The sequence below is a fragment of the Leisingera sp. NJS204 genome, assembly GCF_004123675.1.
In the GTDB taxonomy this organism is placed as follows: Bacteria; Pseudomonadota; Alphaproteobacteria; order Rhodobacterales; family Rhodobacteraceae; genus Leisingera.
In genome coordinates this window covers 104,526-130,007 of sequence record NZ_CP035417.1, presented here as the reverse complement: position 1 = coordinate 130,007, position 25,482 = coordinate 104,526, and the positions used below count along the sequence as shown (strand labels likewise).

28 protein-coding genes are annotated in these 25,482 nt (G+C 62.1%); 12 read left to right on the top strand and 16 right to left on the bottom strand.

The window, feature by feature from the left end; translation table 11 throughout:
• Positions 1 to 34 precede the first annotated feature (34 nt).
• Together ETW24_RS00665 and ETW24_RS00660 are read left to right on the top strand one after the other, a co-directional pair.
• Positions 35 to 1,207 (top strand): MalY/PatB family protein, encoded by a 1,173-nt coding sequence (locus ETW24_RS00665; protein ID WP_129369312.1) that lies wholly within the window; start codon positions 35 to 37, stop codon positions 1,205 to 1,207.
• 2 nt (positions 1,208 to 1,209) lie between these two features.
• The gene (locus tag ETW24_RS00660; RefSeq protein ID WP_129369311.1) at positions 1,210 to 1,740 is read left to right on the top strand and encodes a L,D-transpeptidase family protein; all 531 of its coding nucleotides are present in this window, start codon (positions 1,210 to 1,212) and stop codon (positions 1,738 to 1,740) included.
• Between the two features lie 9 nt (positions 1,741 to 1,749).
• Here ETW24_RS00660 and ETW24_RS00655 read toward each other — a convergent pair whose 3' ends face one another.
• Positions 1,750 to 2,118, bottom strand: coding sequence for a hypothetical protein (locus tag ETW24_RS00655; RefSeq protein ID WP_027257273.1), 369 nt, complete (start codon positions 2,116 to 2,118; stop codon positions 1,750 to 1,752).
• 214 nt (positions 2,119 to 2,332) lie between these two features.
• Between ETW24_RS00655 and ETW24_RS00650 the strand changes: the two genes are divergently transcribed.
• The 4 genes from ETW24_RS00650 (at position 2,333) to ETW24_RS00635 (ending at position 6,542) form a co-directional block, all read left to right on the top strand.
• A complete protein-coding gene (locus ETW24_RS00650) occupies positions 2,333 to 3,307 on the top strand; it encodes a glutathione S-transferase family protein (RefSeq protein WP_129369310.1) in 975 nt (324 codons plus the stop codon).
• 148 nt (positions 3,308 to 3,455) lie between these two features.
• Positions 3,456 to 4,418 (top strand): threonine-phosphate decarboxylase, encoded by a 963-nt coding sequence (locus ETW24_RS00645; RefSeq protein ID WP_129369309.1) that lies wholly within the window; start codon positions 3,456 to 3,458, stop codon positions 4,416 to 4,418.
• On the top strand, positions 4,415 to 5,326 hold the full coding sequence (gene cbiB / locus ETW24_RS00640) for an adenosylcobinamide-phosphate synthase CbiB (protein ID WP_129369308.1): 912 nt from the start codon (positions 4,415 to 4,417) through the stop codon (positions 5,324 to 5,326). Before ETW24_RS00645 ends, cbiB begins: the two co-directional genes overlap by 4 nt.
• A gap of 46 nt (positions 5,327 to 5,372) precedes the next feature.
• The gene (locus tag ETW24_RS00635) at positions 5,373 to 6,542 is read left to right on the top strand and encodes a lytic murein transglycosylase (RefSeq protein WP_129369307.1); all 1,170 of its coding nucleotides are present in this window, start codon (positions 5,373 to 5,375) and stop codon (positions 6,540 to 6,542) included.
• Here the strand turns inward: ETW24_RS00635 and ETW24_RS00630 are convergent.
• From ETW24_RS00630 to ETW24_RS00615, 4 genes are all read right to left on the bottom strand, one after another.
• On the bottom strand, positions 6,539 to 6,883 hold the full coding sequence (locus ETW24_RS00630; RefSeq protein WP_348773135.1) for a hypothetical protein: 345 nt from the start codon (positions 6,881 to 6,883) through the stop codon (positions 6,539 to 6,541). The genes ETW24_RS00635 and ETW24_RS00630 overlap by 4 nt on opposite strands.
• 70 nt (positions 6,884 to 6,953) lie before the next feature.
• Positions 6,954 to 7,421 (bottom strand): YbjN domain-containing protein, encoded by a 468-nt coding sequence (locus ETW24_RS00625; RefSeq protein ID WP_129369305.1) that lies wholly within the window; start codon positions 7,419 to 7,421, stop codon positions 6,954 to 6,956.
• 58 nt (positions 7,422 to 7,479) lie between these two features.
• Complete coding sequence (locus ETW24_RS00620) at positions 7,480 to 10,935, bottom strand: chromosome segregation SMC family protein (protein WP_129369304.1); 3,456 nt, start codon at positions 10,933 to 10,935, stop codon at positions 7,480 to 7,482.
• A 165-nt stretch (positions 10,936 to 11,100) separates the two neighbouring features.
• Positions 11,101 to 12,309, bottom strand: coding sequence for an aminotransferase-like domain-containing protein (locus tag ETW24_RS00615; protein WP_129369303.1), 1,209 nt, complete (start codon positions 12,307 to 12,309; stop codon positions 11,101 to 11,103).
• Positions 12,310 to 12,468: 159 nt separating this feature from the next.
• Here ETW24_RS00615 and ETW24_RS00610 point away from each other — a divergent pair, with 159 nt between their 5' ends.
• Positions 12,469 to 13,239 carry a FadR/GntR family transcriptional regulator gene (locus tag ETW24_RS00610; protein WP_129369302.1) on the top strand — a complete coding sequence of 257 codons (771 nt, stop codon included), beginning with the start codon at positions 12,469 to 12,471 and terminating at the stop codon, positions 13,237 to 13,239.
• 90 nt (positions 13,240 to 13,329) lie between these two features.
• Positions 13,330 to 13,746, top strand: a complete 417-nt coding sequence (locus ETW24_RS00605; RefSeq protein WP_129369301.1) for a VOC family protein — start codon at positions 13,330 to 13,332, stop codon at positions 13,744 to 13,746.
• A gap of 129 nt (positions 13,747 to 13,875) precedes the next feature.
• Here ETW24_RS00605 and ETW24_RS00600 read toward each other — a convergent pair whose 3' ends face one another.
• The 6 genes from ETW24_RS00600 to ETW24_RS00575 form a co-directional block, all read right to left on the bottom strand.
• On the bottom strand, positions 13,876 to 14,433 hold the full coding sequence (locus tag ETW24_RS00600) for a F0F1 ATP synthase subunit B (RefSeq protein ID WP_129369300.1): 558 nt from the start codon (positions 14,431 to 14,433) through the stop codon (positions 13,876 to 13,878).
• A gap of 4 nt (positions 14,434 to 14,437) precedes the next feature.
• Positions 14,438 to 14,986 carry a F0F1 ATP synthase subunit B' gene (locus ETW24_RS00595; protein ID WP_129369299.1) on the bottom strand — a complete coding sequence of 183 codons (549 nt, stop codon included), beginning with the start codon at positions 14,984 to 14,986 and terminating at the stop codon, positions 14,438 to 14,440.
• Positions 14,987 to 15,074: 88 nt separating this feature from the next.
• Positions 15,075 to 15,314: a F0F1 ATP synthase subunit C gene (locus ETW24_RS00590; protein ID WP_027242466.1), complete on the bottom strand. Its 240-nt coding sequence runs from the start codon at positions 15,312 to 15,314 to the stop codon at positions 15,075 to 15,077.
• 84 nt (positions 15,315 to 15,398) lie between these two features.
• On the bottom strand, positions 15,399 to 16,199 hold the full coding sequence (locus ETW24_RS00585; RefSeq protein WP_129369298.1) for a F0F1 ATP synthase subunit A: 801 nt from the start codon (positions 16,197 to 16,199) through the stop codon (positions 15,399 to 15,401).
• Positions 16,200 to 16,239: 40 nt separating this feature from the next.
• Positions 16,240 to 16,584 (bottom strand): AtpZ/AtpI family protein, encoded by a 345-nt coding sequence (locus tag ETW24_RS00580; protein WP_239032530.1) that lies wholly within the window; start codon positions 16,582 to 16,584, stop codon positions 16,240 to 16,242.
• A gap of 193 nt (positions 16,585 to 16,777) precedes the next feature.
• Positions 16,778 to 17,674, bottom strand: coding sequence for a DMT family transporter (locus ETW24_RS00575; protein ID WP_129372792.1), 897 nt, complete (start codon positions 17,672 to 17,674; stop codon positions 16,778 to 16,780).
• An 89-nt stretch (positions 17,675 to 17,763) separates the two neighbouring features.
• On the opposite strand from ETW24_RS00575, the gene ETW24_RS00570 reads away from it, so the two are divergent.
• Positions 17,764 to 18,108 carry an ArsR/SmtB family transcription factor gene (locus ETW24_RS00570; protein ID WP_129369296.1) on the top strand — a complete coding sequence of 115 codons (345 nt, stop codon included), beginning with the start codon at positions 17,764 to 17,766 and terminating at the stop codon, positions 18,106 to 18,108.
• On the opposite strand, the gene ETW24_RS00565 is transcribed toward ETW24_RS00570, so the two are convergent.
• The 3 genes from ETW24_RS00565 to ETW24_RS00555 all read right to left on the bottom strand — a co-directional run bounded on the left by ETW24_RS00565 (position 18,105) and on the right by ETW24_RS00555 (position 20,432).
• Positions 18,105 to 18,515: a universal stress protein gene (locus ETW24_RS00565; protein WP_129369295.1), complete on the bottom strand. Its 411-nt coding sequence runs from the start codon at positions 18,513 to 18,515 to the stop codon at positions 18,105 to 18,107. The two genes, ETW24_RS00570 and ETW24_RS00565, sit on opposite strands and share 4 nt — an antisense overlap.
• Before the next feature lie 145 nt (positions 18,516 to 18,660).
• Positions 18,661 to 19,557 (bottom strand): DMT family transporter, encoded by an 897-nt coding sequence (locus ETW24_RS00560; RefSeq protein ID WP_129369294.1) that lies wholly within the window; start codon positions 19,555 to 19,557, stop codon positions 18,661 to 18,663.
• A complete protein-coding gene (locus tag ETW24_RS00555) occupies positions 19,554 to 20,432 on the bottom strand; it encodes a LysR family transcriptional regulator (RefSeq protein ID WP_129369293.1) in 879 nt (292 codons plus the stop codon). The genes ETW24_RS00560 and ETW24_RS00555 overlap by 4 nt, the downstream gene beginning before the upstream one ends.
• A gap of 126 nt (positions 20,433 to 20,558) precedes the next feature.
• On the opposite strand from ETW24_RS00555, the gene ETW24_RS00550 reads away from it, so the two are divergent.
• Both ETW24_RS00550 and ETW24_RS00545 read left to right on the top strand, forming a co-directional pair.
• Entirely contained in the window at positions 20,559 to 21,140 is a 582-nt protein-coding gene (locus tag ETW24_RS00550) for an FMN-dependent NADH-azoreductase (protein ID WP_129369292.1), read from the top strand.
• A gap of 122 nt (positions 21,141 to 21,262) precedes the next feature.
• Positions 21,263 to 22,015, top strand: a complete 753-nt coding sequence (locus ETW24_RS00545; protein WP_129369291.1) for an aspartate/glutamate racemase family protein — start codon at positions 21,263 to 21,265, stop codon at positions 22,013 to 22,015.
• Here the strand turns inward: ETW24_RS00545 and ETW24_RS00540 are convergent.
• Both ETW24_RS00540 and ETW24_RS00535 read right to left on the bottom strand, forming a co-directional pair.
• On the bottom strand, positions 22,012 to 22,539 hold the full coding sequence (locus ETW24_RS00540; protein ID WP_129369290.1) for a prolyl-tRNA synthetase associated domain-containing protein: 528 nt from the start codon (positions 22,537 to 22,539) through the stop codon (positions 22,012 to 22,014). The two genes, ETW24_RS00545 and ETW24_RS00540, sit on opposite strands and share 4 nt — an antisense overlap.
• A 108-nt stretch (positions 22,540 to 22,647) precedes the next feature.
• Complete coding sequence (locus ETW24_RS00535) at positions 22,648 to 24,555, bottom strand: elongation factor G (RefSeq protein WP_129369289.1); 1,908 nt, start codon at positions 24,553 to 24,555, stop codon at positions 22,648 to 22,650.
• A gap of 274 nt (positions 24,556 to 24,829) precedes the next feature.
• Between ETW24_RS00535 and ETW24_RS00530 the strand changes: the two genes are divergently transcribed.
• On the top strand, positions 24,830 to 25,348 hold the full coding sequence (locus ETW24_RS00530) for a hypothetical protein (RefSeq protein WP_129369288.1): 519 nt from the start codon (positions 24,830 to 24,832) through the stop codon (positions 25,346 to 25,348).
• Positions 25,349 to 25,482 lie beyond the last annotated feature (134 nt).

The window sequence follows — 25,482 nt, the reverse complement described above, 5'->3', positions numbered from 1 at the left end:
CAAAGTTACGGGCAACGACACGGGAATTCACCACATGAATTTTGACAAAATCACCGACCGCTGCGGCACTCACAGTTCGAAATGGGACAAGATGGAGAAACTGTACGGCATCCCGGCGCAGGACGGTCTGGCGATGTGGACGGCGGATTCCGACTATGAAACTGCGCCTTGCGTGATTGATGCCGTCAAAGCCGCCGCCGAACATGGTGTCTTCGGCTATTCCTGGCAGCACCTGGAGTATCTACAGGCGGTTCAATGGTGGATGAAAACCCGCCACAGCTGGGACATTGAAACCGATTGGGTACTGACATCGCAAGGGCTGGGCAATGCCATTGCCCTCTGCCTGGATGTCTGGAGCCAGCCCGGTGATGGCGCTGTTATCTTCTCGCCCGTTTATCATGAGTTTGCGCACAAGGTGAACAAGTCGGGGCGCAAGGTTACCGAATGCCCGCTGGCGCGCGACGGCGACACCTACAATCTGGACCTCGACGATGCGCAATCGCGCCTGAACGGAACCGAGAAGCTGCTGCTGTGGTGCTCGCCGCAAAACCCTTCAGGCCGGGTCTGGACCGCCGAGGAACTGCGCGCAGTGGCAGAGTTCGCCAAGCGCAACGGGTTAATTCTGATCTCCGACGAAATTCACCATGACCTAGTCTATTCTGGCAGCACTTTTGTGCCGATGGACGTGGCGGCCCCCGACGCACGCGCCTGGACTGTGACCCTGACCGCGCCTTCGAAAACCTTCAATATTGCCGGCCAACGGACCGGCAACATGATCATTCCAGACCCGGAGCTGCGCGCCGCAATGCGGCACCGGCAGAACACGCTGGACTATGATCCCAGCGCGCTTGGTGTTGCGATGATCACCGCCGCGTATTCTCCCGAGGGCGCCGAATGGGTGGATGCCCAGGTCGCCCACCTGGAAGGTAACCGAAGACTGTTTGACGCGACCGTGAACGCCCTGCCGGGGCTGAAATCACTGCCGCTGCAATCGACCTATCTGGCCTGGGTGGATTTCTCCGGCACCGGTATGAGCCGCGAGGAATTCATCAAACGGCTGCGCGAAGACGCAAAGATCGCGACTTCGCCCGGCGACGGTTTCGGCACCGGCGGCGAACTCATGGAACGCTTCAACCTGGCCACCCAGCGGTCACGGGTGGAGGAAGCCTGCCGCCGCCTGACTACAGCCTTCTCGGATCTGCAGTAACCATGAAGCGCCTGCTGCGTCTTCTGGCGCTGGTTGTTCTGACCGGCGCCGCCTGGGCCGCCTGGCAGGCTTTTGCACCGCGGCCCGCTCCACCGCCACAGGCCGCGGCGGTGGAGCGGATCGACCGCATCCTGATCGAAAAATCCGCCCGCCGCCTGACCGCCAGCCGGGCGGGTGAGACGGTGCTGGAGTTCCCCATTGCGCTAGGGTTCGAACCGGCAGGTGACAAGTTTCAGGAAGGTGACGGAAAAACGCCCGAAGGCAAATTCCTGATCGACCGGCGCAACCCCAACAGTGCCTATCATCTGTCGCTGGGAATCAACTATCCGCAACCCGAAGACAGGAAGCAGGCCCAAGCGGCCGGGGTCAGCCCCGGCGGCGACATCTTCATTCATGGACAGCCGAATTCGGTGGGCGATCTGATCACCCTGCCCGGCGATTGGACCGCCGGCTGCATCGCTGTCACCAATGAACAGATGGAAACGCTGTGGCGCCTGGCAGAAATCGGGACGGAGATTGAAATCCGTCCCTGAGCCAGCGGCTCAGATCTTGCCCTGCGACTGGTCGAAGGGGATCAGCCCGGCAGGTGCGTCCGGGGATTTGTAGAAATCCAGCGGTGCCCTGTCCGCAGCGGGTGTTGAGCGCTTGAATTCATAGCGCATCTCGCCGCCCTCTTCTTCGCTGGCAACGATCAGGCATTGCGACAGGTGCCGCGCTCCCTCGTAAAGATCGACCAGCCCGCGCAGCATCGGCGCGGTCTCTGCCTCAACCGAAAAACCCGTCTTCCACATCCGCAGAACCGGGACCAGCTCATTGTCCGCCATTACCCGCAAACGGCTTTTCTTGCGCATCCCCTGAAGGCGGGCGGTGTCCAGCGCTTCCTGCACGGCTTTGGGCACATAGGTATTCATCGTTCCGGCCTTCCAAATGCTTAGGGTCTCTCGGGTCCTTCTTTCAACGGTGCGTCACAAATATATAAAATCAAGTGAACATTTTCGGAAATTTGACGGTCGCGCAATTTTGTTGCTCTTGTGCAGTGGCGCAGAGGGCTTGCGCGCTGCACTGCATAGGCACCCGGCCTGAGCAGGTCTATGTTTCCTGCGCACAGCAGCAGGAGCAGACCCGATGGGCCTTTTGATCGACGGGAAATGGCACGACAAGTGGTATGATACCAAATCCAATGGCGGCGCGTTCAAACGCAGCGAATCGCAGTTCCGCAACTGGATCACAGCCGATGGCAGCGCCGGTCCTTCGGGCAAAGGCGGCTTCCCGGCAGCAAGCGGACGCTATCACCTTTTTGTCTCGCTCGCCTGCCCCTGGGCCCACCGCACGCTGATCTTCCTCAAGCTGAAGGGGCTGGAGGATCATATATCCTTTTCCGTTGTGCATCCCGATATGCTAGGCGAAGGCTGGACCTTTGACAGGGATGACCATGGCGCCACCGGCGACACTCTGTTCGGCAGTTCCCATATGCACCAGATCTACACCCGCGCCGATGCAGGCTATACCGGCCGGGTGACCGTGCCGGTTCTGTGGGACAAGGAACAGAATACGATCGTTTCCAACGAAAGCGCCGAGATCATCCGAATGCTCAACTCAGCGTTCAACGGGATCACCGGCAACACCGGCGATTACTGGCCGGAAGAGCTGCGGGAGCCGATCGAGGCCGTGAACGCCCGCATTTACAGCACCATAAACAACGGCGTATACAAATGCGGCTTTGCCACCACGCAAGAGGCTTATGACACCGCAGTCAAGCCGCTGTTTGAAAGCCTGGACTGGCTGGAGGACCTGCTGTCGCAACACCGCTACCTGCTGGGGGACCGCGTGACCGAGGCCGACTGGCGGCTGTTCACCACACTCCTGCGGTTTGATCCGGTCTATCACGTGCATTTCAAGTGCAACCGCAAGCGGTTGGCAGACTACCCGAACCTTTGGGCCTACACCCGCGAGCTGTACCAATGGCCGGGCGTGGCGGAAACCGTCGGCATGCAGCATATCGTGCGCCACTATTACTACAGCCACGACACCATCAACCCGCACCGGATCATCCCGGTCAATCCGGATATCGACTGGCAAGAACCGCACCGGCGCGGCTGATCCGCCGCTGGCAGCCGCCAATCCGGCGATTCCGGACGATACCGCTAAAATTAGGGAGTTCACGCCCCGTCCCGGTTGCTTTATGAACCGCTGTGTCTGATTTGACGTCCGATCCGTTCGGAGCAACATTCAACCGGTGGCTACCGCGATGCTTGAACTCCCGCATGAAAATGCAACCCCATCCAGGGACCACGGCGGTAATTTGGGCGTTGCCATGGCAGAATTCGGCGGAACCCGCAGCGATTGGATGGACCTGTCCACCGGTATCAACCCGCACCCCTATCCGCTGCCGGACTTTACTGCCGGAGATTGGGGCGCGCTTCCGGACGCCGATGCGCTGACCGATATGGAACGCGCCGCGCGGTCGTTCTGGAACATCCCGGATGAGGCCGCCGTCCTGGCTGCCCCCGGTGCATCAGCCCTGATCGCAGCCCTGCCTGCGCTGGCCGCGCCGCGCTGGGTGCAGATCAGCAAGCCGACTTACAACGAGCACGCCGCTGCTTTTGAAGCCCGCGGCTGGAAGATTCGCGTGGATGGCCCGGCTGAGGCCCGTGTCGCGGTGCATCCGAACAACCCTGACGGCCGGATGTGGAAAGAAGAGCAGCTCACCGCACCGCTCACTATTATCGACGAAAGCTTTTGCGACGTCTGCCCAACGGAGAGCCTGATTCGCATGGCCGCCCGCCCCGGCGTGATTGTCCTGAAAAGCTTTGGCAAATTCTGGGGCCTCGCCGGCCTGCGGCTCGGCTTTGCGATCGGCGATCCCAAACTGATCGCCGCTCTGTCAACGTGGCAAGGCCCTTGGGCCGTCTCCGGCCCGGCCCTGCGAACTGGCGCGCTGGCCCTGCAGGACCACGGCTGGGCCGGAGACACCCGCAGCCGGCTCCGGGCGGATGCGGCGCGGCTGGATGAAATGGTGCTTGCCAAGGGCGCCAGCCTGGTGGGCGGCACCGATCTGTTCAGGCTCTACAATGTTGACGATGCTGCTGCCTGGCAGGATAAACTTGCCCGCGCCCGCATCTGGAGCCGCATTTTCCCTTATTCCAAAACCTATCTGCGCCTCGGCCTGCCGCCCGCTGACGGCTGGGACCGGCTGGAGGCCGCGCTATGACTACCGCGGCAATGCTCGCGGTGGCCCTGGTGCTGGATGCCGTTTTCGGCGAGCCCAAATGGCTGTGGTCCCGTATCACCCATCCGGCGGTGCTGATGGGCAAGGCAGTCGGCTTCTTCGACCGCAAGCTTAATACCGGCCAAAACCGCCGCGGCAAAGGCGTGCTGGCGGCGTTGGCGCTGGTTCTTTGCGGCATTATCGCCGGCAAGCTGCTGTCGCTGCCCGGCACGCTGGTGGAAATCCTGGTGGCAGCCATCCTGATCGCCCAGCGTTCGCTGATCGAACATGTTGCTGCCGTTGCCAAGGGCCTGCGCAGCAGCCTGGAGGATGGCCGCCAAGCGGTGGCCATGATCGTCAGCCGCGACACCGCGGCCATGACGGCGCCGCAAGCCGCCCGCTCTACCATTGAAAGCGGCGCCGAGAACATGTCGGACGGCGTCATCGCCCCTGCCTTCTGGTTTCTGATTGCCGGGTTGCCGGGCCTGATTGCTTACAAGATGGTCAACACCGCCGACAGCATGATCGGCTACCGTACCAGCCGGTATGAGGATTTCGGCTGGGCATCTGCCCGTCTGGACGACCTGTTGAACCTGATCCCGGCCCGCCTTACCGGGGTGCTGATCGCCCTGTCCAGCGGCCAGCTGCGCCACTGGGGCGCAATTTCTGCAGACGCCCGGAAGCACCGGTCGCCCAATGCCGGCTGGCCTGAAGCCGCCATGGCGCGGGCGCTGGACACCGCACTGGCCGGCCCGCGATCCTATGAGGGGCAGATGCGCGATTTTCCCTGGGTCCATGCCTTTGGTGCCAAAAGCGCCAATGCCGAAACCATCACCCGCTCCGTGACCCTGCTTTGGCAGACCTGGGCGCTTGCGCTTGTCCTGACGGTTGCCATTGCCACGGTTTTCTAGCACATAAGGCCCTGCGGGAGCGGTCAGACAAAGGAGCGCCGGAACAATGCGCCTAATGCCCTTCGTCCTTGCAGCAAGCCTGCTGCCTGCGGCGGCAACTGCCCAATGCGGCGGCGGCTTTCAGAATTTTGTTAAGCTGATGAAAGACGAGGCGGTGCAGGCCGGATATGACACGTCCACTGTCAACGCCTTCTTCTCAGGCACCCGCAAAGATGCCCGCGTGCTTAAGGCCGACCGTGCCCAGGGTGTGTTCCAAAAACCTTTCATCGAGTTCACCCGCCACCTGATCTCGCAAAGCCGGATCAAGCGCGGCCGCCAGATGGCGCAAAAACATGATGCCACCTTCCAGCGGATTGAGAACACCTATGGCATTGACCGCGGTGTGCTGTTGGCGTTCTGGGCCTTCGAGACCGACTATGGCGGCTATCAGGGCGATTTCAACACCCGCGATGCGCTTGTCACCCTGGCGCATGACTGCCGCCGCCCGGAGCTTTTCCGGCCGCAGGTCTTCTCGGCACTGGAGCTGTTCAACCAGGGCAATTTCGATCCCAAACGCACAACAGGCGCCTGGGCCGGCGAGATCGGCATGGTACAGATGCTGCCCGGGGATATTCTGGATCATGGTGTCGATGCCGACGGCGATGGGCAGGTCAGTCTGAAAACCTCTGCCGCCGACGCGCTGATGTCGGGTGCGCGGATGCTGTCCCATTTGGGTTGGAAACCGGGCCAGCCCTGGCTGCAAGAGGTCATCATCCCTCAGGATCTGGATCTGACGCTGACAGGCACTGGACGCAAGAAATCCGTGGCCCAGTGGCGCGGTCTGGGCGTCTCGGCGCGGGACGGCAAACTCCCCGATCCCTCCTTGCGCGCGTCGCTTCTGCTGCCGCAGGGCCACAAGGGGCCGGCTTTCCTCGCTTACCCTAACTTTGACGTCTATTTTGAGTGGAACCAGAGTTTTACCTATGTCCTCACGGCTGCTTACTTTGCCAACCGGTTGAAAGGCGCAGAAGCCTTTAGCGCCGGCCAACCCGAAAGCGGGCTGAATGGCACCCAGATGAAGCAGTTGCAGCAGATACTCCAGGCCCGCGGCCATAACGTTGGGGATATCGACGGCATTCTTGGCGCCCGCACCCGGATTGCAGTGCAAAAAGAGCAAGCCCGCCTTGGCCTGCCCGCTGATGCCTGGCCGACGCCGGCGCTGCTGCAGAAGCTTTAACGGACCGGGAACCGCTCGCCCTTTTCGGTAATCAGGATGACCCGGCTTCCATTACGCACATACAGATCGCAGCGGCCAAGTCCGTTGGCGAACTCTACGCAGACGCTGCCATCTGCGGCAATCCGGTAAGTGCCCCAAGCGGTGCCCCCGCCGTTCTCCGCCGAGTAAGTATAAGCATAGGCGCCATCGCTGCCATACAGAGACTCTCCGCCATCATAAAAGCGAAAGGACCGGCCTGACAGCGCGTCCAGTTCGTCCTGCGCCAACACCGTGTCGCCGGGCCGCAGCGGCCAATCGCCGGCCAACGCGCTGCCTGCCATCAGAGATAGAAAAAGGGGCATGATCCATTTCATGCCCCTACCTTAGCGGTTCACTTGTTAAGCTGGTGTCACGATCCGGTGACACGTGGGTTCACCAGTCAATGAAAGCTTCGAAATCCAGCATTGCGCGGTTCCAGATCCCCACTGCCTCGGCAAAATCATCCGGGCTCATGCCCTTGTTGCCCAGGAACACATCCATTTCGATCCGGGCTGAACCCTCTTCCGAGACATAGCCGCGGGCAAAACGGTTTTCATTGTTCCACTCGTTGATCTTGGACAGGCGCACGCTGCCGTCTGTCTGATAGCCGGAAAAGAACTGGATGGCCTCGCAGTTGGTGTTGTTGTCGCAGCCGTAGTAATAGACTGAGAAATCGTTGCCGTAATACTCAACTTTCAGTTTGGGATCACCTACGCTGTCCGTGGTTACTTCGACCTTGGCGCCCTCATCCTTGAAGAAACCGGCAACACTGTCGCCGGTTTTGGCGACTACATTCTGGGCCGCCGCGGCAACCGGGATCATCAAGACCACGGATGCGGCAATTGCTTTGAGCATATTCATTTGTCACTCCACTAATAAATTCGAAAACAAAAGCACCAATCCCAGTAGTGCCTCTGCCTTAGGCCACCATCGCCTCTGCTTTCTTCAGGTCAACTGAAACCAGCTGGCTAACGCCCTTTTCCTGCATGGTGACCCCAAACAGCCGGTCCATCCGCGCCATCGTTACAGCGTGGTGGGTGATGATCAGGAAACGGGTGTCAGTCTGGCGGCACATCTCGTCCAGAAGGTCGCAGAAGCGGGTGACGTTAGCGTCATCCAGCGGCGCGTCGACCTCGTCCAGCACACAGATCGGCGCCGGATTGGACAGGAAAACCGCAAAGATCAGCGCCATCGCGGTCAGCGTCTGCTCGCCGCCCGACAGCAGCGACAGGGTCGACAGCTTTTTGCCCGGCGGCTGGCACATGATCTCCAGGCCCGCATCCAGCGGATCGTCGCTTTCGACCATAACCAGATTGGCCTCGCCGCCGCCGAACAGATGGGTGAACAGCATCGCAAAGCTGTTGTTCACCTGCTCAAACGCCGTCAGCAGCCGTTCGCGCCCCTCGCGGTTAAGACTGGCAATCCCGTCGCGCAGGGTCTTGACCGCGCCTTCCAGGTCCAGCTTCTCGGCGACCAGCGTGTCATGCTCGTTCTGCACGCCGCGGGCATCTTCCTCCGCCCGCAAGTTCACAGCACCCATAGCATCGCGCTGGCGCTTGCAGCGGTCCACGTCGTGTTCCAGGTCATCCGAGGCGGGCATTTCATCCGGTGAAACGCCCAGCTTCTCCAGCAATGCCTGCGGGGTGATCTGCTGCGCCTCGATGATGCGGCCCGCGGCCTGGGTCACCGCCTCCTTGGCCGCATCGCTGCGCGCCTCGGAGCGGGCGCGTGCTTCGCGTGCCTCAGATGCCAGCCGCTCGCATTCGCGTTCCTTATGAACCGCGTCGCGCAGTTCGGCCTCGGCTGCAATCAACGCTTCTGTTGCCGCAGACTTGCGCACCTCTGCCTCGGAAATCGCCTCGTTCAGCTCCTCGCGTTTCCCGGCAATCTCCGCCGGGACCGCATTCGCCTCTTCCAGCTCTTCTTGCGAGGCTTCGCGGCGTTCGGCCAATTCTGCGATCCGTGCCTCAGCGCTCTCCAGACGGTGGCGCCAGCCGGACAGTTCCTTGGTCACTTCCTGGGCGCGCTTGGTGCGGGCCTCGCCTTCACGGCGAAGCTCATCGTGGGAGGACCGGTGAGTCAGCATGGTGATCCGCGCCGCCTCCACCGACTGCTTGATGTCCTCAACCGCAATGCGGGCCTGGTCCAGATTGCCGAGATCTCCCAGCGCCTTTTCCGCCTCTTTCAGCTGCAGGCTGGAACTCAGCGCGTCTTCCTCATGGCGGGAGACGGCAATCCCCAATGTCTCAAGTTTGGCCTCAGCCAGGTTGCGGTCTGCCTCGGCACGGCTCAGCGCACGCGCGGCGTCAGCCACCCGCTGGTCGGCCAGGCGGCGCGCCTGGCGGGCGTTCTGGTCGGCCAGCGTCACCTCCTCCAGCTTGCGCAACAGCATCTCATGTGCCGCACGCGCGCCGTCCGCCGTGGCGCTGACACGTTCCATCTCCTGTTTCAACGCTTCCAGCTTGTTCAATTGCTCCAGCCGCAGGGCTGCTGCACTTGGCGCGTCCTCGGCCCAAGCGCGGTAACCATCCCAACGCCATAGGTCACCCTCAACCGTCACCAGCCGCTGCCCTGGCATCAGCTGCGCCTGCAGCCCTGCTGCCGCATCGCCATCCACCAGTCCGATCTGCGCCACCCGGCGGGATAGGGCATCAGGGCCGGAAACAAACAGCGCCAGCGGCTGCACACCATCGGGCAGGGGCGCATCCTGGTCATAACCGGACAGCGACACCCAGCCCGTCGGCCCGTCCGCCTCCGCCAGCGGCGCACGCAGATCATCGGCCAGTGCCGCACCCAGAGCCTTTTCATACCCCGGAGCCACGGTCAGCTCGTCCAGGATCTGCCCCCCCTCGGCGGTATCCCGCTCCACCAGTTTGGCCAGCGCCGTAACCTCGGCACGCAATGCGCCCAGCCCGCCTTCGGCTTCCGAGCGCTGCGAACGCGCTTCGGCCTCCCGGCTTTGTGTCTCGGTGCGGGTCTCATCCGCATCGGCCAGCGCCTCTTCAGCCATTTCCGAGGCCTCACGGGCCTCTTCCTCAACGGCCACCGAAGTTTCGAATTTCTCCACCGCCAGTTCCAAGGCATCCTGCGCCTCGCCCTTGGCGGCGCGGGCCTTCACAGCCTCGCCCTCGGAACGGCCCAAAGCTCGTTGGCAATCCTCTAATGCACGGCGTGCCGACTGGTGGCGAGCCGCCAGACGGGCCACATCCTCGGTCACCTGCGCCAGATGATCCTCGCGTGCCTGCAAGATCGAGCCGGCATCACGCGCCAGCTCCGCTGCTTCGGCCATCTTGCCGTCATGCCCGTCGCCGGCCTTGGACAGCTCGCGCTGCTCCCACTCCAGCCGTTCGATGGTTTCGCCGGCGTCCTTGTTGAGCCCAGCTTCGCGCTCAATGTCGTTGCCCAGCTGCACAACACGACTGCTGAGCCGTTCGATGGTCTGGCGCGCCTGCGCCTCCTGATCGCCCAGCGAATCCCGTTGCACCGCCAGCCGCTGCAGGATGGCAGCGGCAATCGCCTCCTCTTCCCGCAAGGGCGGCAGCTTTTCTTCAAACGTGCCGCGCTGCGCCGCGGCTGCACGCACCAGCGCCTCAGCCTTGGCGGCCTGCTCAACCCGCGCCCGCAGCTCATCCTCGGAGGCCAGCCGCAACGCATCCGCTTCGCGCCAGCGGCGGTACAGCAGCATGCCCTCGGCCAGGCGCAGCTTTTCACCGATCTCGCGGTAGCGCTGCGCCTGCCGCGCCTGCTTGGCCAGCTGCGCCAGCTGTGCCGCCAGCTGCTCGATCACGTCATCGACACGCAGCAGGTTGGCTTCGGTGTTCTTCAGCTTCAGCTCAGCCTCGTGGCGCCGCTGATAAAGGCCGGAAATACCCGCCGCCTCTTCCAGAATACGCCGCCGTGCCTTGGGCTTGGCGTTGATCAGCTCGGCGATCTGCCCCTGCCGCACCAGCGCCGGCGAATGCGCCCCGGTCGAGGCATCGGCAAACAGCATCTGCACATCGCGTGCCCGCACATCCTTGCTGTTCGACTTGTAGGCACTGCCCACATCGCGGGTGATGCGGCGCACGATTTCCAGCCCGTCCGCCTCATTGAACCCCGAGGGCGCCAGCCGTTCAGAATTGTCGATTTGCAGGCTGACCTCGGCAAAGTTGCGCGCGGGCCGCGACGAAGTACCGGCAAAGATCACATCTTCCATGCCGCCGCCGCGCATTGCCTTGGCACGGGTCTCGCCCATCACCCAGCGCAATGCCTCCAGAAGATTGGATTTGCCGCAACCGTTTGGACCCACTACCCCGGTCAGCCCATCGGCAATGACCAGTTCGGTAGGATCAACAAAGCTTTTGAAGCCGTTCAGCCTGAGCTTGGAAAACCGCAAAGCTGCCCCTCCGTGATTCCGGATCGAGAAAGTTCAGCGGTTCCTATCGTGTGTGTCAACGCTCTGCATCCCCAAATCGGGGCGAACCAGCCTCAAACTACACCATATCTTGTGGATAACCCGCACAACCCGGCGATCTTTTGCCAAGCCGGTGGCAATCCGGCCTTAGACAGAGCCCAGCAGCCGGCCCAACCGGGCAATCCCGTCCTCAATCGCCGCATGGTTAGAGTTGGAAAAGCTCAACCGGATCGTGTCCTGGCCGCTGCCATCGGCGAAAAATGCCTGCCCCGGCACAAAGGCCACCCTTTCCGTCTCCAAAGAACGGGCCAGCAACTGCGCCCCATCCATGCGGTCCGGCAGGGTCATCCACACGAACATGCCGCCCTCAGGCCGGGTCCAGCTGACACCCTCCGGCATGTGCTCCTCCAGCGCCGCCAGCATGACGTCCCGGCGGCGTTGGTAGACTACGTGCAGCTGCGCCACATGCACATCGAAACGGGCCTCGGCAACGCCATGGACTGCCATCTGGTTGATTGTCGAACTATGCAGGTCCGCCGCCTGCTTCAGCAGCACCATTTGCGTGATCACCGGCTTGGCTGCCACCGCCCAGCCGATCCGCAAACCCGGCGAAAGGGTCTTGCTGAACGAACCGCAATAAATCGTCCGGCAGTCCTCAATCGAGCCCTTCCGTTCCTGCTCCAGCGCCAGAACCGGCGGCACCACCTCCCCATCATAGCGCAGCGACTGGTAAGCCGCATCTTCGATGACGGCACATTCCAGGCTGTCAGCCAGTTCCAGCAGCCGCAGCCGCCCGGCGCGGTCCAGGGTCTCTCCGGTTGGATTGGCAAAATCCGGCGACAGATAGGCAAATTTCACCGCGCTGCCCGCGTCCGCTGCATCCTCGGCATAACTTTCCGCCGTTCGGTTGCCCTTCAAAGACAGCCGGTCATAACGTGGCTCATAGGCGTTGAACGCTGCCAGCGCGCCCAGATAGGTCGGCCAGCCGACCAGTGCAGTATCCCCCGGCGACAGGAACAGCTTGCCCAGATAATCCAGCGCCTGCTGGGAGCCGGAGGTGATCAGCACATTGTTCGCATCACAGGCGATACCGATCTTCGCCATTTCCTCAACAATCCAGTCACGCAGCGGCAGATATCCCTCGCTCACTGAATACTGCAGTGCCATGGCCTGCCGTTCCGGTGTCAGCGCATTCTTGAATGCATCGGCAAATTCATCCGCCGGAAACAGTGCCGGGTCCGGGATACCGCCGGCAAATGAGATGATATCCGGCTGGTCCAAGAGCTTCAGCAGTTCACGGATTTCCGACGCCTTCATCCGCGTGTTCCGGCTGGCATAGATCTGATCGAACTGCATCCTGGCTCTCCTGGCTTGGGATCTGGTGTCACGGTAGGAGCGCGCGAAGTAATGTCAACAATACTGACCTAATGTTACAGCCTTCGTGATCCCTGCCCGCACTTGCAGCCCCCCCTCCCCCGTGGTCATATGATTTGACCAATTCAGATGAGCCTCCGCATGCCATTTCAGAAAGTTCAGCCCGAAAAACTCTCCGCCTCCGTCGTTAAGCAGATCGAGCAGTTGATCCTGCGCGGCATCCTCTCACCTGGTGAACGGCTGCCTGCCGAACGGGAGCTGGCGGAGAGGCTTGGTGTCTCCCGCCCCTCCCTGCGTGATGCCATCGGTGAGTTGCAGGCGCGCGGGCTGCTTGCCTCCAAGGCAGGCTCCGGCGTGTTTGTGGGGGACGTTTTGGGATCGGCTTTTTCGCCGGCACTGATCCAGCTGTTCGCCACCCATGACGAAGCCGTGTTTGACTACCTCTCCTTCCGCCGCGACATGGAGGGGCTGGCCGCAGAGCGCGCAGCCCGGTTCGGATCGGACTATGACCTGCAGGTGATCCAGGCGATCTTTGACAAGATGGAGGCGGCCGGCAATCCCGCCATTTCTGAAGAAGCGGCCCAGCTCGACGCCCAGTTCCACTCCGCCATCATGGACGCCAGCCACAACGTCATCATGCTGCACATGATGCGCTCGATGTTTGATCTGCTGCGCGAGGGCGTCTTCTACAACCGCCGGATCATGTTCCAGCAGCACACCACCTATGAAGCGCTGCTGGAGCAGCACCGCGCCATCAACGCCGCCTTGCAGGCCCGCGACCCGCAAGCCGCCCGTTCCGCGGTGGAGGCGCATCTGGACTATGTGAAACAGGCCCTCACCGACCACCAGCGCGCCGAGCGCAACGCCGAAGTGGCAAAGCAGCGGCTGGAGCATGAGATCGGCAAGGGGTGAGGCTGAAACCGTGAACAGAATTCGGGGCAAACCGAATTGTGCCACTGTCAAACCAGTGCCGGCTTTGGAGGCCGGAAAGAAAGACGAAAAATGATAGCCTATATCACAGTCGGAGCGGATGATATCGCGTGCGCGAAACTGTTTTATTCTGCGTTCCTGCCAGCCCTTGGATACAAACTGGAAGAGGGGTCTGAGGGCCTTAGTTACGCACTGCCTGTTGGGTCCGGTCAGTCTCCGATTCTGCCTGACTTCTACGTTAAACCAACTTTCGACGGGCGCCCCGCCTCGGCTGGCAACGGGTCTATGGTCGCCTTTGAAGCGTGCAATCAACAACAGGTTCGCAACCTTCACTCCGCCGCGCTTTCTGCGGGCGGGTCGGACGAGGGCCAGCCCGGCTTTCGTGCCTCTTACGGGCCTCACTTCTATGTGGGGTACCTGCGCGATCCTCAAGGCAACAAGATCGCACTGTTCTCAAACGATCCAAACGAACCTGGACGCGACGGGTAAAGTGGACGGCACGGGCAATCTGCGGCGGCGCGCGACTTTGCGGAATGGGTTCACATCATCCCCTCCCAAATTTGCAAAAAAACCCGGCCGCTTGGGCCGGGTTCTTTGATTTCAGCAGTGGTGCCCAGCTTAGTGCAGCTTGGCGTCCACATCCGCGATGGCGGCGTCGATCAGCTTGTTGGCCTCGGCGGCAGTCATCTGCTTGGAGATCACCTGGTCCGCAGCAGCAACAGCGATTGTGATCGCCTGGTCGCGCACTTCCTTCACAGCCGAGGCTTCCGCCGAAGCAATCTGCTCCTCGGCAGCCGCCAGACGGCGGGCAATGGAGGTTTGCAGATCCGCTTTTGCCTGTTCCGCTGCGCGGGCAGCTTCGTCACGGGCCGCAGCAACGATCTGATCAGCCTGGGCCTGAACTTCCTGCTGCTTACGCTCATAGGACGCCAGAACGGTCTGGGCCTCTTCACGCAGCGCGCGGGCTTCGTTCAGTTCCTTCTGAATACCTTCCGCACGGTTATCCAGCTGGCCTGCGAGCAGCGATGGCACTTTGGCAAACAGCAGAATGCCAACGAACAGTACAAAGCCGAGACCCACAACCAGATTGGTGTTGGACAGGTCCAGGCCGCCGCCGGCAGCAAAGGCAGGCGACGCTGCACCGAAAGTCAGGGCAAGGGCGAGAATATTGCGCATGTCCTTATCCTTTCGTCCGCTCGGCAACTGCCGCGGCAATTGCGTCTGCGTCTGCCGAACCGCCCAGCGCCGTCACCAGCGCCTCTGCGGTGTCGGTGGCAACAGCCTTCACGCTTTCCAGCGCACCGGCCTTGATTTCGGCGATTGCCTTTTCGGACTCGGCAGCCTTGGCAGCGATCTGTTCGTCTGCTTTGGCAATTGCCTCGTCCAGCCCGGCCTGAATTTCCACACGTGTCTCAGCAACGATGCGCTGAGATTCGGCACGGGCATCCGCCAGAGCTTTGTTATATGCGTTTTCGGCCTCGACTGCCTTGGCTTTCAGGTCTTCAGCCGCGGCGAGGTCGTTGGTGATTGTCCCCTGACGCTCGGCCAGCACAGCCGCAATGCGGGGCAGCGCGACGCGCGACAGGATGAGGTAGATCACGACCAGAGCGACCGCGAGCCAGAAGATCTGGTTCCCGAAGGTCGAGAAGTCCAGCTGCGGCATACCCGGAGCAGACCCGTGCGCTGCGTCTGCGGCGCCGTGTGCTGCGTCTTGCGTATTAGATGCCATGTCGTCCTCCTTGGGAACTTGCCGTTACACCGGGCAGTGCGGATTTAGGCCGCACTGCCCGGCCGTAAGGAAATAGGTTCCTGAGGTCTTAGACGGCGAACATCAGCAGCAGCGCAACCAGGAACGAGAAGATGCCCAGTGCTTCTGCAAATGCGATGCCGATGAACAGGGTTGCGGTCTGGCCGGCAGCTGCCGACGGGTTGCGCAGAGCGCCTGCCAGGAAGTTGCCGGCAACGTGGCCCACACCGATTGCGGCTGCGCCGGAACCGATTGCTGCCAGGCCTGCGCCGATGAATTTGCCGAGTGCTGCTGCTGCTACGAGTTCCATGATGTTTCTCCTTACGATGGAATGTGCATTTCGGGGAGCAGGCGCGCCGGACAGGCTGCGCCCGCGGATTTTCAGATCCTGGCCTTAGTGGCTCGGGTGCAGTGCGTCCTTCAGGTACACGCAGGTCAGGATGGTAAAGACGTAGGCCTGAATGAAGGCCACCAGAACTTCGAGTGCGTAAACCGCGGTGATGGCAAAGATCGGCAGGAAGCTGAACATGCCCAGTGCTGCGGCAAAGCCTGCGAACACTTTCAGAACCGCGTGGCCGGCCATCACGTTGCCTGCCAGACGAATGCTGTGGCTGACGGGGCGCACGAAGTAGGAAATAAGTTCGATGATGGCCAGGATCGGGCGCAGCGCCAGCGGCGCGCTCGACACCCAGAACAGGCCCAGGAAACCAGCGCCATTCTTGACGAAACCAACGATGGTCACAGTGAAGAACACCAGCGCCGCCAGAACCGCGGTCACCGCGATGTGCGAGGTGGTGGTGAACGAGCCGGGGATCAGCCCCAGGAAGTTGGCCATCACGATGAACATGAACAGGGTCATGATGTAGGGGAAGAACTTGACGCCGTCCTTGCCAGCCACGTCCTCAACCATCTTGTAGATGAAGCCGTAAGCCAGTTCCGCGACCGACTGGGCGCGGCCAGGCACGATGGCGCGGCGCGATGAGCCCATGACCAGCAGCGCAAACACCGCGGCAACAGCCAGCGCCATCCACAGGGTCACGTTGGTCGGGGTGTACCAGGAGATGTGATCGCCAAACAGCGCTGCCACGTTGAACTGGTCCATCGGGTGGATTGCCAGTTTTGACTCCGCCGGGGCGAAAATCAGGCCGGATACCAGCACCAGCGCCAGCGCTGCGTAAAAGAAAATTTTGCCCATCGGTCCGCTTCTCCTGTCGCCGGCGTTTGATCCCGTCGGATCAGTCCCGGTCTTGCGCATTTTTCTTGGCCTCATCGGCCAGTTTCTGTTCCTGGATCTCCTGCGCGGTGCGAAGCATTGTCTTCACTCCAGCCGCAAGGCCCAGCATTACAAACAGCACCATGAAGATGGGCAGGGTTCCAAACAGAAGGTCCAGCCCGTATCCGATGCCAAAGCCGATCCCGAGACCGGCCACCAATTCAATCACCATCCGCCAAGCCTGATTGGCCATGGAATAGTGCTCATCCGCGCGCGGCTTGGGCTGCTGTGCCTTACGCGCCGCCGCGAGCTTTTCCTCCAGCTGCGCCATGCGCTGCTTTTGGTCGTCGTCGGTCACGGGCGCCATCCTCACGCGATTTCTATGAGGTTGCTAAGGCCATGGGGCTTAGGAGTCAATTACAAGGAAAGAAGATTCAACGCGCCACCAAGTCACTGATTTATAAGTTATAATTTGATATATCGAAAAACCGCGCCGCTCTGCCGCAGCAATCGTTGGCGCCAATCCAACCCAGTTTCTATATTCAACCAAAAGGTTGATTTTAGCGAATGGGCGGTTTTGCCATCCGCCAGCGCACAATCCGCCCGTCGATCAGCAACAATCCCAGCAGGATCGCTGCCATGCCCCACAGGTGCTCTGCCAGCAGCTGCTCCTTCAGGATGTAGGTTCCAAGGAACAGCGCCGAAACCGGCGCGATCAGCGTTGGCAGGGTAATGTTGGTTGGCCCCACCTTGGGCAGCACCCAGTAAAAGGCGATGAAAGCGGCTGAGGTCAGCACAAAACCGATGATGAACAAGGAGGCCCAGGTCTCAATCCGCGTCACATGCGGCAGGCCTTCGCTCCAGATTGCCAGCGGCGCAATCGCCGCGGTGGCCCCGGTCAGCGCAATGGCCACCAGCACCACCGGCTGCATATCCTTAAAGCGGCGCGCGATGTTGACCGAAAAGGCATAGCACAGCGGCGCGCACAGAGTGATCAGCACCGCCCAGATCTCCGACGACCGGCCGCTATCCAGCAGAGGCAGCGACAGCAGCACGATCCCAAGGAACCCGCAGACGACCCCTAGAGACTTCAACCCGGTTGCGCGCTCGCCGCCGGGCCAGAAATGGGAGACAACCACCGCCAGCGCCGGAGTGGTCGCATTGACAATCCCGGCCACGCCGCTGGCGATATGCTGCTGGCCCAGCGCGTAAAAGGCAAAGGGCCCGGCATAGCTGAGCACTCCAAAACCAAACAGCGCCAGCCAGCGCCCAGGCTCTGCCGGCACCCGCTTGCGTGCCGCCAGCACATAGATCCAGCAGCCCAGCGCGCCAAATCCGACCCGCCCCATCGACACCGACAACGGCCCCAATTCGCGCAGCAGAATAGCATTGAACATGAACGACATGCCCCAGCCGATGCCGAGAATGAATATCACCAGCCAGTATTTCAATGCCATGCCATCAATCCCCGTGCGCTTGAAAGGCGCCACCATGACGGTTCAGGACAGATTGTCAAACTGCCGGACGATGGGTAGGAGTATCAGGCATGAGCGACCCTCTTGACACCGTCTTTGCGGCCTTGGCCGACCCCACCCGCCGGGCGATCCTCACCATGCTGCTGGAGGACGATATGGCGGTGACCGATGTGGCGGAACCGTTTGAGATGTCGCTGGCAGCAATTTCAAAACACTTGGTTATCCTGACCCGCGCAGGCCTGATCGCGCAGGAAAAGCATGGCCGGGTCAAATGGTGCAAGCTGCAACCGGATGCCATGCGCGCAGCCTCGGTCTGGATGCAGGGCTTCGGCCAGTTCGAGCCGGTCAATCTGGATGCCTTTGAACGCTTTCTGGAGGCCGAGCATCTGTCAGAGGACGCGCAGCCGGACCCCTAGCGCACCACAAATACCGAGGTTTCGGAATGCAGCACCAGATGGCTGGCGTGGGACGAAAACACATAATCCAGGATCCCCGGCATATGGGTGCCCATCACAACCAGATCCACCTCCAGCTCCTTAGCGGTCCGGGGCAGTATGGAGTTGATCTCTGATCCGACATCCACAGAATAGACCGGCAGCCCCTCCACCCTTGCACCGGTCTCTGCCGCCATCTTGTTTGCCAGGTCCGCCAGCTCGTCACCTGACGGCCCGACCGTATGCCCGCGCTTGACCTGCTGATCCGTCACATGCACCAGTGTTACGCGCGAGCTGTGATTTTTGGCAAAGTCCGCTGCCACATCCAGGGCTTTCTTGACCGTTGCGGGCATGTGCAGATCAACGGGCACCATGATATGCTTGAACATTTCTCCCTCCTCTATCCGAAGAGTCCCTCAGGACCAGTATAGCGGAAAACAAGGGAATTGCGTTGACCTGCCGCAAGCGGCGGCGAAGGCCCGCCGGCGGTCAGGCCCAATGCGTTCAGGCCCGTTGCGTTCAGGCCCGTTGCGTTCAGGCCGGGACCCGCGACCGCGCCCCTTCCAGCAGCATCACCAGCGCCACCACCGACATCGCCACCCCGATCAGCACCAGGCCCGGCGGCGCGCCGCGGCCCAGCGCGATCTCCCACAGGATCACCCAGCTGGGGGTGAGATAAGTATAGGCCATCACCTTGGCCGAGGGCAGCCGCATCGCCGCATATTGCAGCAGCACAAAGGTGGCAGAGCTGGCACAGACCGCCAGATAGAACAGACCGATCCAGACGATACCGGGCAGCTGGGACCAATTGGTGGCCAGAATGTCCTGCCAGCCGAATACCGCCAGCAACGCGCCGCCCGCCAGCAGCATCCCGAAGGTGAACACCACCGCCGGCTCGCCCCGGTTCAGCTTGCGCACCATCGGCGTATAGATCGCGTGCAGCACGCAGCCCCAGAAATAGATGACCTCGCCCTGGCCGATCTCAAAGGCAGCCAAGGCGCCCGGATCACCACGCACGATCACCCAGACCGCGCCTGCCGCGCCAATCGCCAGCGCCAATGCCATCCAGCCGGTAGTGATCTGCCGCAGCAGCAGCCAGCCGAACACGGCGCTCATCAACGGCACCAGCGTGAACACTGCCGCTGCGCTGACCGGCGCCGCCGTCTGCAGCCCGTAGAACATCAGCACGAAATAGCCGCCGAACAGCCCGCCCAGCACCGCAAACCGCCACGGCGCCCGGAAATGCGCCCGTTGCAGCCCGGTGGTGGCCAGCGCCGCGACACCGATCACCACAGCGGCAATACCAAACCGCGCCGCATTCAAGGCCGCTGGTGCAATCTCGTTGGCGACCATGACACCCAGCGAGAAAGACCCCGCCACCAGGGCCGAAAACAACAGCATCGCCAGATGCCCGCGCAGTGCCTCGCTCACAGCTGCCAGTCCTTTACCTGTTCCTTGAGGAACGTCAGGAACGCCTGCACCTTAGTGGTCCGGTGCAGATCCACATGGGTCACCAGCCACAATGCGCCTTCCCAGTCTTCCTGCGGCGGCATCATCTCTACCAGATCCGGTTGCCGCCGCGCCTCCCAGGCCGCCATAAAGCCAATCCCGGCACCGCTGCGGACCGCTGACTTCAGCGTAAAGCCATCGGTACAGCGAAAGGCGATGGCCTCAGCCGGCGCATTGGCCCGCAACCAGCGCGAAAACGGCGCCCTGCTGCTCTCATCATCCTGACCGACAAACCGGTGATTGGGAATATCCTCGACACCCTTCAGCATTCCGTATTCTTCGGCATAAGCCGTGGAGGCATAAAGCCCGATCTGCTGTTTCATAAAGGGCTGCACCACATTGTCGGGCTGATCCGGTGCATTGCCCGCGCGGATCGCCACATGCGCCTCGCCATACTCCAGCCGGAACAGCCGGTCGCCGGTCAGGTAGCGGATGATCAGCCCCGGATGCATATCCTGAAACAATTTCAACGCTGGCACCATCATCGGCGCAAAGGACGCCAGCGATGTCACAACCAGTTCCCCCGACACATCGTCGCCCTGCCCTTTCAGCCGCCCGACCAGCTGGCTGAACTGGTCATCGGTCGCCTGCGCCACCCGCAGCAAGTCCTGACCGGATTCCGTCGGGGTATAGCCGCGGGCGTGGCGCTGAAAAAGCTTAACGCCCAGCCGCGCCTCGATCGCATCAATATGCCGGATCACCGTTGCGTGATGCACGCCCAGCACCTCGGCGGCACCGCTGACCGTGCCCATGCGGGCCACTTGATAGGCGGTGCGGACTTCGTCCCAATTATCCATGGCGGCCTCCTTGCCAGCGGAATAGCATCTCCCACAAAAACGCACAATTCATGTGATTTGATCGGCATTGCGTTCGAAAATGCAATAACCCAAATTCCTGCCAGCAACAAGCACAGGAATACAGTAATGGCCCGTACCATCCTCCATATCGACTCCTCCGCCCGCATCGATGGCTCCGTTTCCCGCGATCTTTCGGCGCAGATAACCAGCCGCCTTGGCGCCTCCCATGTGATCCGCCGCGATCTGGCTGCACCGCTGCCGCTGCTGGACGGCGCCTGGATCGGGGCCAACTTCACCCCGGCAAACCAGCGCAGCGATGAACAAAAGCAGCAGCTTGCCCTTTCCGACTCGCTGGTGGAGGAACTGAAACAGGCCGATACCATCGTGATCGGCACGCCGATCTACAACTTCTCGGTGCCGTCCACACTCAAGGCCTGGATTGACCTGGTGGCCCGCGTGGGCGTCACCTTCCGCTACGAGGAAACCGGTCCCGTCGGCCTGCTGGAAGGCAAGCGCGCCATCATCGCAGTGGCCTCCGGCGGTACTCAGGCGGGCTCTGACATCGACTTTGCGACCACCTATCTGCGCCACGTGCTGGGCTTCATCGGCATCACCGAGGTTGAGATCGTGGCCGCCGACGCCCTGATGGCCGGCGCTGACAGCGCCCTGGCCAAGGCAAAATCCCAGATCGAAGCCCTGGCGGCCTGATCCTCTGCACATCTGCACGGCCGCCAGCTCTCCATCGGGAGGGCCGGCGGTCTTTTAAGTTTGGCACCCCTCCGCTGCCGTGCCAATCTGCCAGCATCAGCGTTTAAAGGGCAGGCAACTCAATGAAGAAGATCGGCATTCTCGGCGGCGCCGGCTGGGCCTCCACCGTCGATTACTACCGCGCCATCTGCGAGGGCGCTGGACGGTTCTTCGCGGAGCGCGGCGCCACATCGCCGCTACCGGTACCGCCCATTGCCATCGAATCCGTTGTTCAAGCCCAGACCCGCGCTCTGCGCGGCCGCCCTGGTGATGAGGCCAGCTGGGCCGCTTTCGACGCCGTCTTTCGAGAGGCCATGCTGACCCTGGAACGCGCGGGCTGTGATTTTGCCTTAATCGCCTCCAACACTCCGCACGCGCGACTGCATGCGATCCGCGACGGGGTAATGATGCCCATCCTCAGCATCTTTGACTCCACTGCCAAAGCCACCGCCGCCATCGGCGCGACCCATGCGCTGGTCCTGGGCACCGCTGTCACCATGCAGGCCCGCAACTATGCCAGCGTACTCGCCGAACACGGGGTCAGCGCCAATGACCCTTTGCCAGAGGAAGAGATCATCGGAATGCAGGCCATGATCGACGAGGATTTCCATGGCGGCGCGGCCAGTGGCGCACAGAGCCGTCTGCTGCGGTTTTGCGCCAAACACGCCCGGCCCGGCACCGCCATTCTGCTGGCCTGCACCGAACTGCCGCTGGCCTTCCCTGACCACATCGACGACGTCAGTTTCGAGACCGGCGGCTTCCTGTTCGTGAACCCCTCTGCCGCCCATGTTGCCGCCGCGCTGGATCTTGCGCTGGAGGAGGAACGGGCCGGTTAGACCCAGCTGACCTCGCAGCCGGTCTTTTCAAAGAATGCCATCACATCGGCACGTTTCATCGCCACCGTGCGGTCATTGACCAGCGGGTGCATATAGATCACATCCACTTCCTGTGCAGCGGCGTCCATATAGAAGGTGACGCCTTTCTTTGCGCCGGTGATCATCGCCAGCGGGCTGACCGCGCCAGGGCGGATGCCGAGGTTCTCCAGCAACCTGCCAGCGGAACCAAAGGACAGGTTGCCTGCGCCCAGTTCCGCGCCCAGCGCCTTCAGGTCGATTTCGCGGTCCTGCTGCAGCGTCACCAGATAGTTCCGCTTCTTCTTGTCGCGCAGATACAGGTTCTTCAGCCGCAGCGCGTTTTCGCCCGGCACCATGAACTGCTCCTCGACGCCCTTGGCATCCTCCACCGTGCGTAGCGGCACATGGGTGTGCAGCTGATAGGCAATGCCCCAGTCGTCCAGCTGCTTCAGCAGCGCGTCCGAAGAGACAGGCAGGCTGTCCTGATAGGTTGATGAGGCGTCCATGGCGTGCTCCGCGAAATCAGTGACGAATTGCAGAGCAGATCACGCAAAACTGCAGCGGGGCGCAAGAGGTGTTCCGCCCCCTGCGCCCCGATTTGCGCCAGCCTGGACCTAGGCCTCGGCGAAATCCGCCCGCCGCGCCTCTTCATAGTGGTCGAAATCAGTGCTGAACCAGCCGGTACCGCGGGTGGCACTGGCCAGCGTGTTGCACAGATTATCCTGCGCCGACATTGGCAGCAGGGTTTCGAACACGTCCCAGCCGGCCACGCCGTCCTCAGCCTCGAACCCCAGAATCTGCCCCTTCATGCCGCTCACCACCGGCACCAGCCCGCCGGTGAAGACGGACGGCACATGGATATGCACCCGCATGATCGGCTGCAGTAGCACCGCGCCGGCCTCAGACAGCGCCTCCCGGACCGCGTTCTTGCCCGCGGTGCGGAAGGCATAGTCGGAACTGTCGACCGAGTGATGCTTGCCGTCCTTCAGCGTCACGCAGATATCCACTACCGGATGGCCGTTCAGCCCCTGCGCCAGCGCTTCGCGCGCGCCGGCCTCGACCGAGGGGATGTAGTTCTTGGGCACCGCGCCGCCCTTCACTGTTTCCTCGAACACAAAGCCGCTGCCGCGCGGCAACGGCTTCACCTCGATCACCACATCGGCAAACTGCCCCGCGCCGCCGGACTGCTTGCGGTGACGGTATTGGATCTGCACGCTCTTGCTGATGGTCTCGCGCAGCGCCGGAGGCACCTGCCCCTCCTCCACCTCGACGCCGAACTCGTCTTTCAAAGCCTGCTTGATGCGTCGCATATGCAGCGGCCCCTGCAGGTTCAGCAGCAGATGGCCGCTGGCCTCATCCTGCCCCACCACCAGCGCCGGATCGATCTCCGCCAGCCGTTCCAGCGCGCCCGACAGCCGCGCATCGTCGCGCTCATTCAACGGAGTGATCACCCGCCGGAATGTCGAAGGCCGCGGCTGCGCCCAATCCGGCAACGGCGCCGCCCCTTCCGGCCCATAGGCAAAACCCAGGTTCAAATGATCCGATTTAACCGCCTGCCCAATGTCTCCTGCCTGAAACGCGTTGTTCACGGCGCCGCCGATCCCTGTCAGCGACCCCAGTGCCGCGCCGCCGACAGGGGCGCCATTGCCCATGCCTATGTCCAGCGCGCGTACCATCACCGTCTTGCCAAGATGTTTTACCAGATCCGCCATGCAGCCGACGGCCACCACCGCGCCGTCCTGCGACAGCCGCTCCAGTGCCACGCCCACATCCGGCGCCTCGTGCCGCAAGGACTTCATCAGCCGCAGGATGCCATTCTTATTCTCAGCCGACCCCATCAGTGCCGGAACCAGGTCGTTATGCTGCAGCACCTTGGTCGCCACATCATAGACCTCTTCCGGCATCACCTTCTGATCCTCGATCAACTCTTCCAGCAGCGTGTCGTCAAAATCCGCCAGCGCTTCCAGCAGCTCGGTGCGGGCCTCCTGCTCGCGCGCATACATTGCCACCGGCAGCTCAATCAGCGCCGAAGGCTTACCCTCCTGGTATTGCCAGGCGCGTTCGGAAATCAGATCCACAGCGCCCACAACCTGGCCATCCTCGCGGATCGGCACCTGCCGCAGAATGATGTTGTGGCTGCAATAGGCCTGAAGCGCGGCAACGATCTCTGCCACCCGGTCCGCTGCCTGGTCCATGCGGTTGACAAAAAGAAAGGCGGGGATGCCCGCCTCCTCCAGCTTGCGCAGATACGGCGCGCTTAGCACCGCAGCCCCGGCATCAGCCGGCACGCAAAGGACGGCCGCGTCGCTGGCCGCCAGTGCAGGCCCCGCCTGCGCCAGATTGTCGGCCCCGCCCGCGATGTCGATTGCGGCCCAGTCCTCGCCCATGAATGAAAAAGGCTGCAAAGCGGCAACGCCTGCAACCTCCTGCCGCTTGCCGGCAGCGCTGTCCAGATTGGCCAGCGCCGTGGCCAGCGTTGATTTGCCGGACTGCGACGGTCCCAGAATAGTGAAAACGCGCATGTTCTTAGATCCTCCCTTGGCTGATGCGAATGCCCGCCTAGGACCGCAATCGCCAAGGGCGTGCAGCTTACCTGTGCCAAAGATCTGCCTCGGTGCTCTTCTGAGCGCCCCGTGCCGGTGAATGGACAGCAGGGGGCCGTTTTTGATGTTGGCCAAGCGCCCCGCCCCGAGTCAAGCGCGCAGAGGGCGTAGCGGCGGCGCCCCGTACACGAATTTGACGCAAAGTCCGCCATTTTCCCCTGAAGGACCGCTTTCCCCAGGGTAAGCTTACACCATGAAAATCACCCGCAACACGCCTGAACAGCTGATCCTGGCCGATAACCCTTGGTTCATCGGCATCGCCCTTACCCTGTTTATCCTAGTCTTTGTTGGCGCAGGTCTTGGCGCGGCCAGCACCGGCGGCGCGAACCTCTGGTTCGGCATCTTCTTTGCCCTCGCGGGCGGCGGTATGGGCTTTGCCGCCTTCTGCCTCTTTGTGCGCCGGGTGCAGGTGATCCTCGACCGCTCCGGCGGCAGTATCGTGATCCGGCGCCAGTCGGTGTTCGGCTACAGCGAGGCCGAACACCGGCTCGCCGACCTGTCCCACGCCGAGGTGGAAAGCACCACCAGCCGCAGCGAGGGCCGCACCCGCACGCTTTACCGCCCGGTGCTGGTACTGGACGGCGGCATGAGCGCCGGCCGCCACCCGGTGGTTGAAGCCTTTACCAATGGCCGCGGCCCGCTGCAGCTGGCCGATGCGATCAATGCATGGCTGCCTGCAGCCCCCCTTGCAACAGTTGACTCTGACGGTTAATCGGCGTAACGCCTGCTCCAACGTCCGGAAGCACTGAGTCTTCCGGTCCCTGCCCGTGCCAGGGATCGCCCCCCACCAGCGTGTTACGCCCGTGGGGGCAAACCCGTTTGGTTTGCCCCACGACTGACACGAGG

Excerpts from the sequence above, each read along its gene's own strand:
- ETW24_RS00650 (WP_129369310.1), top strand. The coding sequence starts at position 2,333 with ATGGGCCTTTTGATCGACGGGAAATGGCACGACAAGTGGTATGATACC.
- ETW24_RS00590 (WP_027242466.1), bottom strand. The coding sequence starts at position 15,314 with ATGGAACTCGTAGCAGCAGCAGCACTCGGCAAATTCATCGGCGCAGGC.
- ETW24_RS00615 (WP_129369303.1), bottom strand. The coding sequence starts at position 12,309 with ATGCAGTTCGATCAGATCTATGCCAGCCGGAACACGCGGATGAAGGCG.
- ETW24_RS00545 (WP_129369291.1), top strand. The coding sequence starts at position 21,263 with ATGAAGAAGATCGGCATTCTCGGCGGCGCCGGCTGGGCCTCCACCGTC.
- ETW24_RS00595 (WP_129369299.1), bottom strand. The coding sequence starts at position 14,986 with ATGGCATCTAATACGCAAGACGCAGCACACGGCGCCGCAGACGCAGCG.
- ETW24_RS00565 (WP_129369295.1), bottom strand. The coding sequence starts at position 18,515 with ATGTTCAAGCATATCATGGTGCCCGTTGATCTGCACATGCCCGCAACG.
- ETW24_RS00600 (WP_129369300.1), bottom strand. The coding sequence starts at position 14,433 with ATGCGCAATATTCTCGCCCTTGCCCTGACTTTCGGTGCAGCGTCGCCT.
- ETW24_RS00540 (WP_129369290.1), bottom strand. The coding sequence starts at position 22,539 with ATGGACGCCTCATCAACCTATCAGGACAGCCTGCCTGTCTCTTCGGAC.
- ETW24_RS00610 (WP_129369302.1), top strand. The coding sequence starts at position 12,469 with ATGCCATTTCAGAAAGTTCAGCCCGAAAAACTCTCCGCCTCCGTCGTT.
- ETW24_RS00625 (WP_129369305.1), bottom strand. The coding sequence starts at position 7,421 with ATGAATATGCTCAAAGCAATTGCCGCATCCGTGGTCTTGATGATCCCG.
- cbiB (WP_129369308.1), top strand. The coding sequence starts at position 4,415 with ATGACTACCGCGGCAATGCTCGCGGTGGCCCTGGTGCTGGATGCCGTT.
- ETW24_RS00645 (WP_129369309.1), top strand. The coding sequence starts at position 3,456 with ATGCTTGAACTCCCGCATGAAAATGCAACCCCATCCAGGGACCACGGC.
- ETW24_RS00570 (WP_129369296.1), top strand. The coding sequence starts at position 17,764 with ATGAGCGACCCTCTTGACACCGTCTTTGCGGCCTTGGCCGACCCCACC.
- ETW24_RS00580 (WP_239032530.1), bottom strand. The coding sequence starts at position 16,584 with ATGGCGCCCGTGACCGACGACGACCAAAAGCAGCGCATGGCGCAGCTG.
- ETW24_RS00575 (WP_129372792.1), bottom strand. The coding sequence starts at position 17,674 with ATGGCATTGAAATACTGGCTGGTGATATTCATTCTCGGCATCGGCTGG.
- ETW24_RS00655 (WP_027257273.1), bottom strand. The coding sequence starts at position 2,118 with ATGAATACCTATGTGCCCAAAGCCGTGCAGGAAGCGCTGGACACCGCC.
- ETW24_RS00550 (WP_129369292.1), top strand. The coding sequence starts at position 20,559 with ATGGCCCGTACCATCCTCCATATCGACTCCTCCGCCCGCATCGATGGC.
- ETW24_RS00555 (WP_129369293.1), bottom strand. The coding sequence starts at position 20,432 with ATGGATAATTGGGACGAAGTCCGCACCGCCTATCAAGTGGCCCGCATG.
- ETW24_RS00585 (WP_129369298.1), bottom strand. The coding sequence starts at position 16,199 with ATGGGCAAAATTTTCTTTTACGCAGCGCTGGCGCTGGTGCTGGTATCC.
- ETW24_RS00635 (WP_129369307.1), top strand. The coding sequence starts at position 5,373 with ATGCGCCTAATGCCCTTCGTCCTTGCAGCAAGCCTGCTGCCTGCGGCG.
- ETW24_RS00665 (WP_129369312.1), top strand. The coding sequence starts at position 35 with ATGAATTTTGACAAAATCACCGACCGCTGCGGCACTCACAGTTCGAAA.
- ETW24_RS00630 (WP_348773135.1), bottom strand. The coding sequence starts at position 6,883 with ATGCCCCTTTTTCTATCTCTGATGGCAGGCAGCGCGTTGGCCGGCGAT.
- ETW24_RS00535 (WP_129369289.1), bottom strand. The coding sequence starts at position 24,555 with ATGCGCGTTTTCACTATTCTGGGACCGTCGCAGTCCGGCAAATCAACG.
- ETW24_RS00530 (WP_129369288.1), top strand. The coding sequence starts at position 24,830 with ATGAAAATCACCCGCAACACGCCTGAACAGCTGATCCTGGCCGATAAC.
- ETW24_RS00605 (WP_129369301.1), top strand. The coding sequence starts at position 13,330 with ATGATAGCCTATATCACAGTCGGAGCGGATGATATCGCGTGCGCGAAA.
- ETW24_RS00660 (WP_129369311.1), top strand. The coding sequence starts at position 1,210 with ATGAAGCGCCTGCTGCGTCTTCTGGCGCTGGTTGTTCTGACCGGCGCC.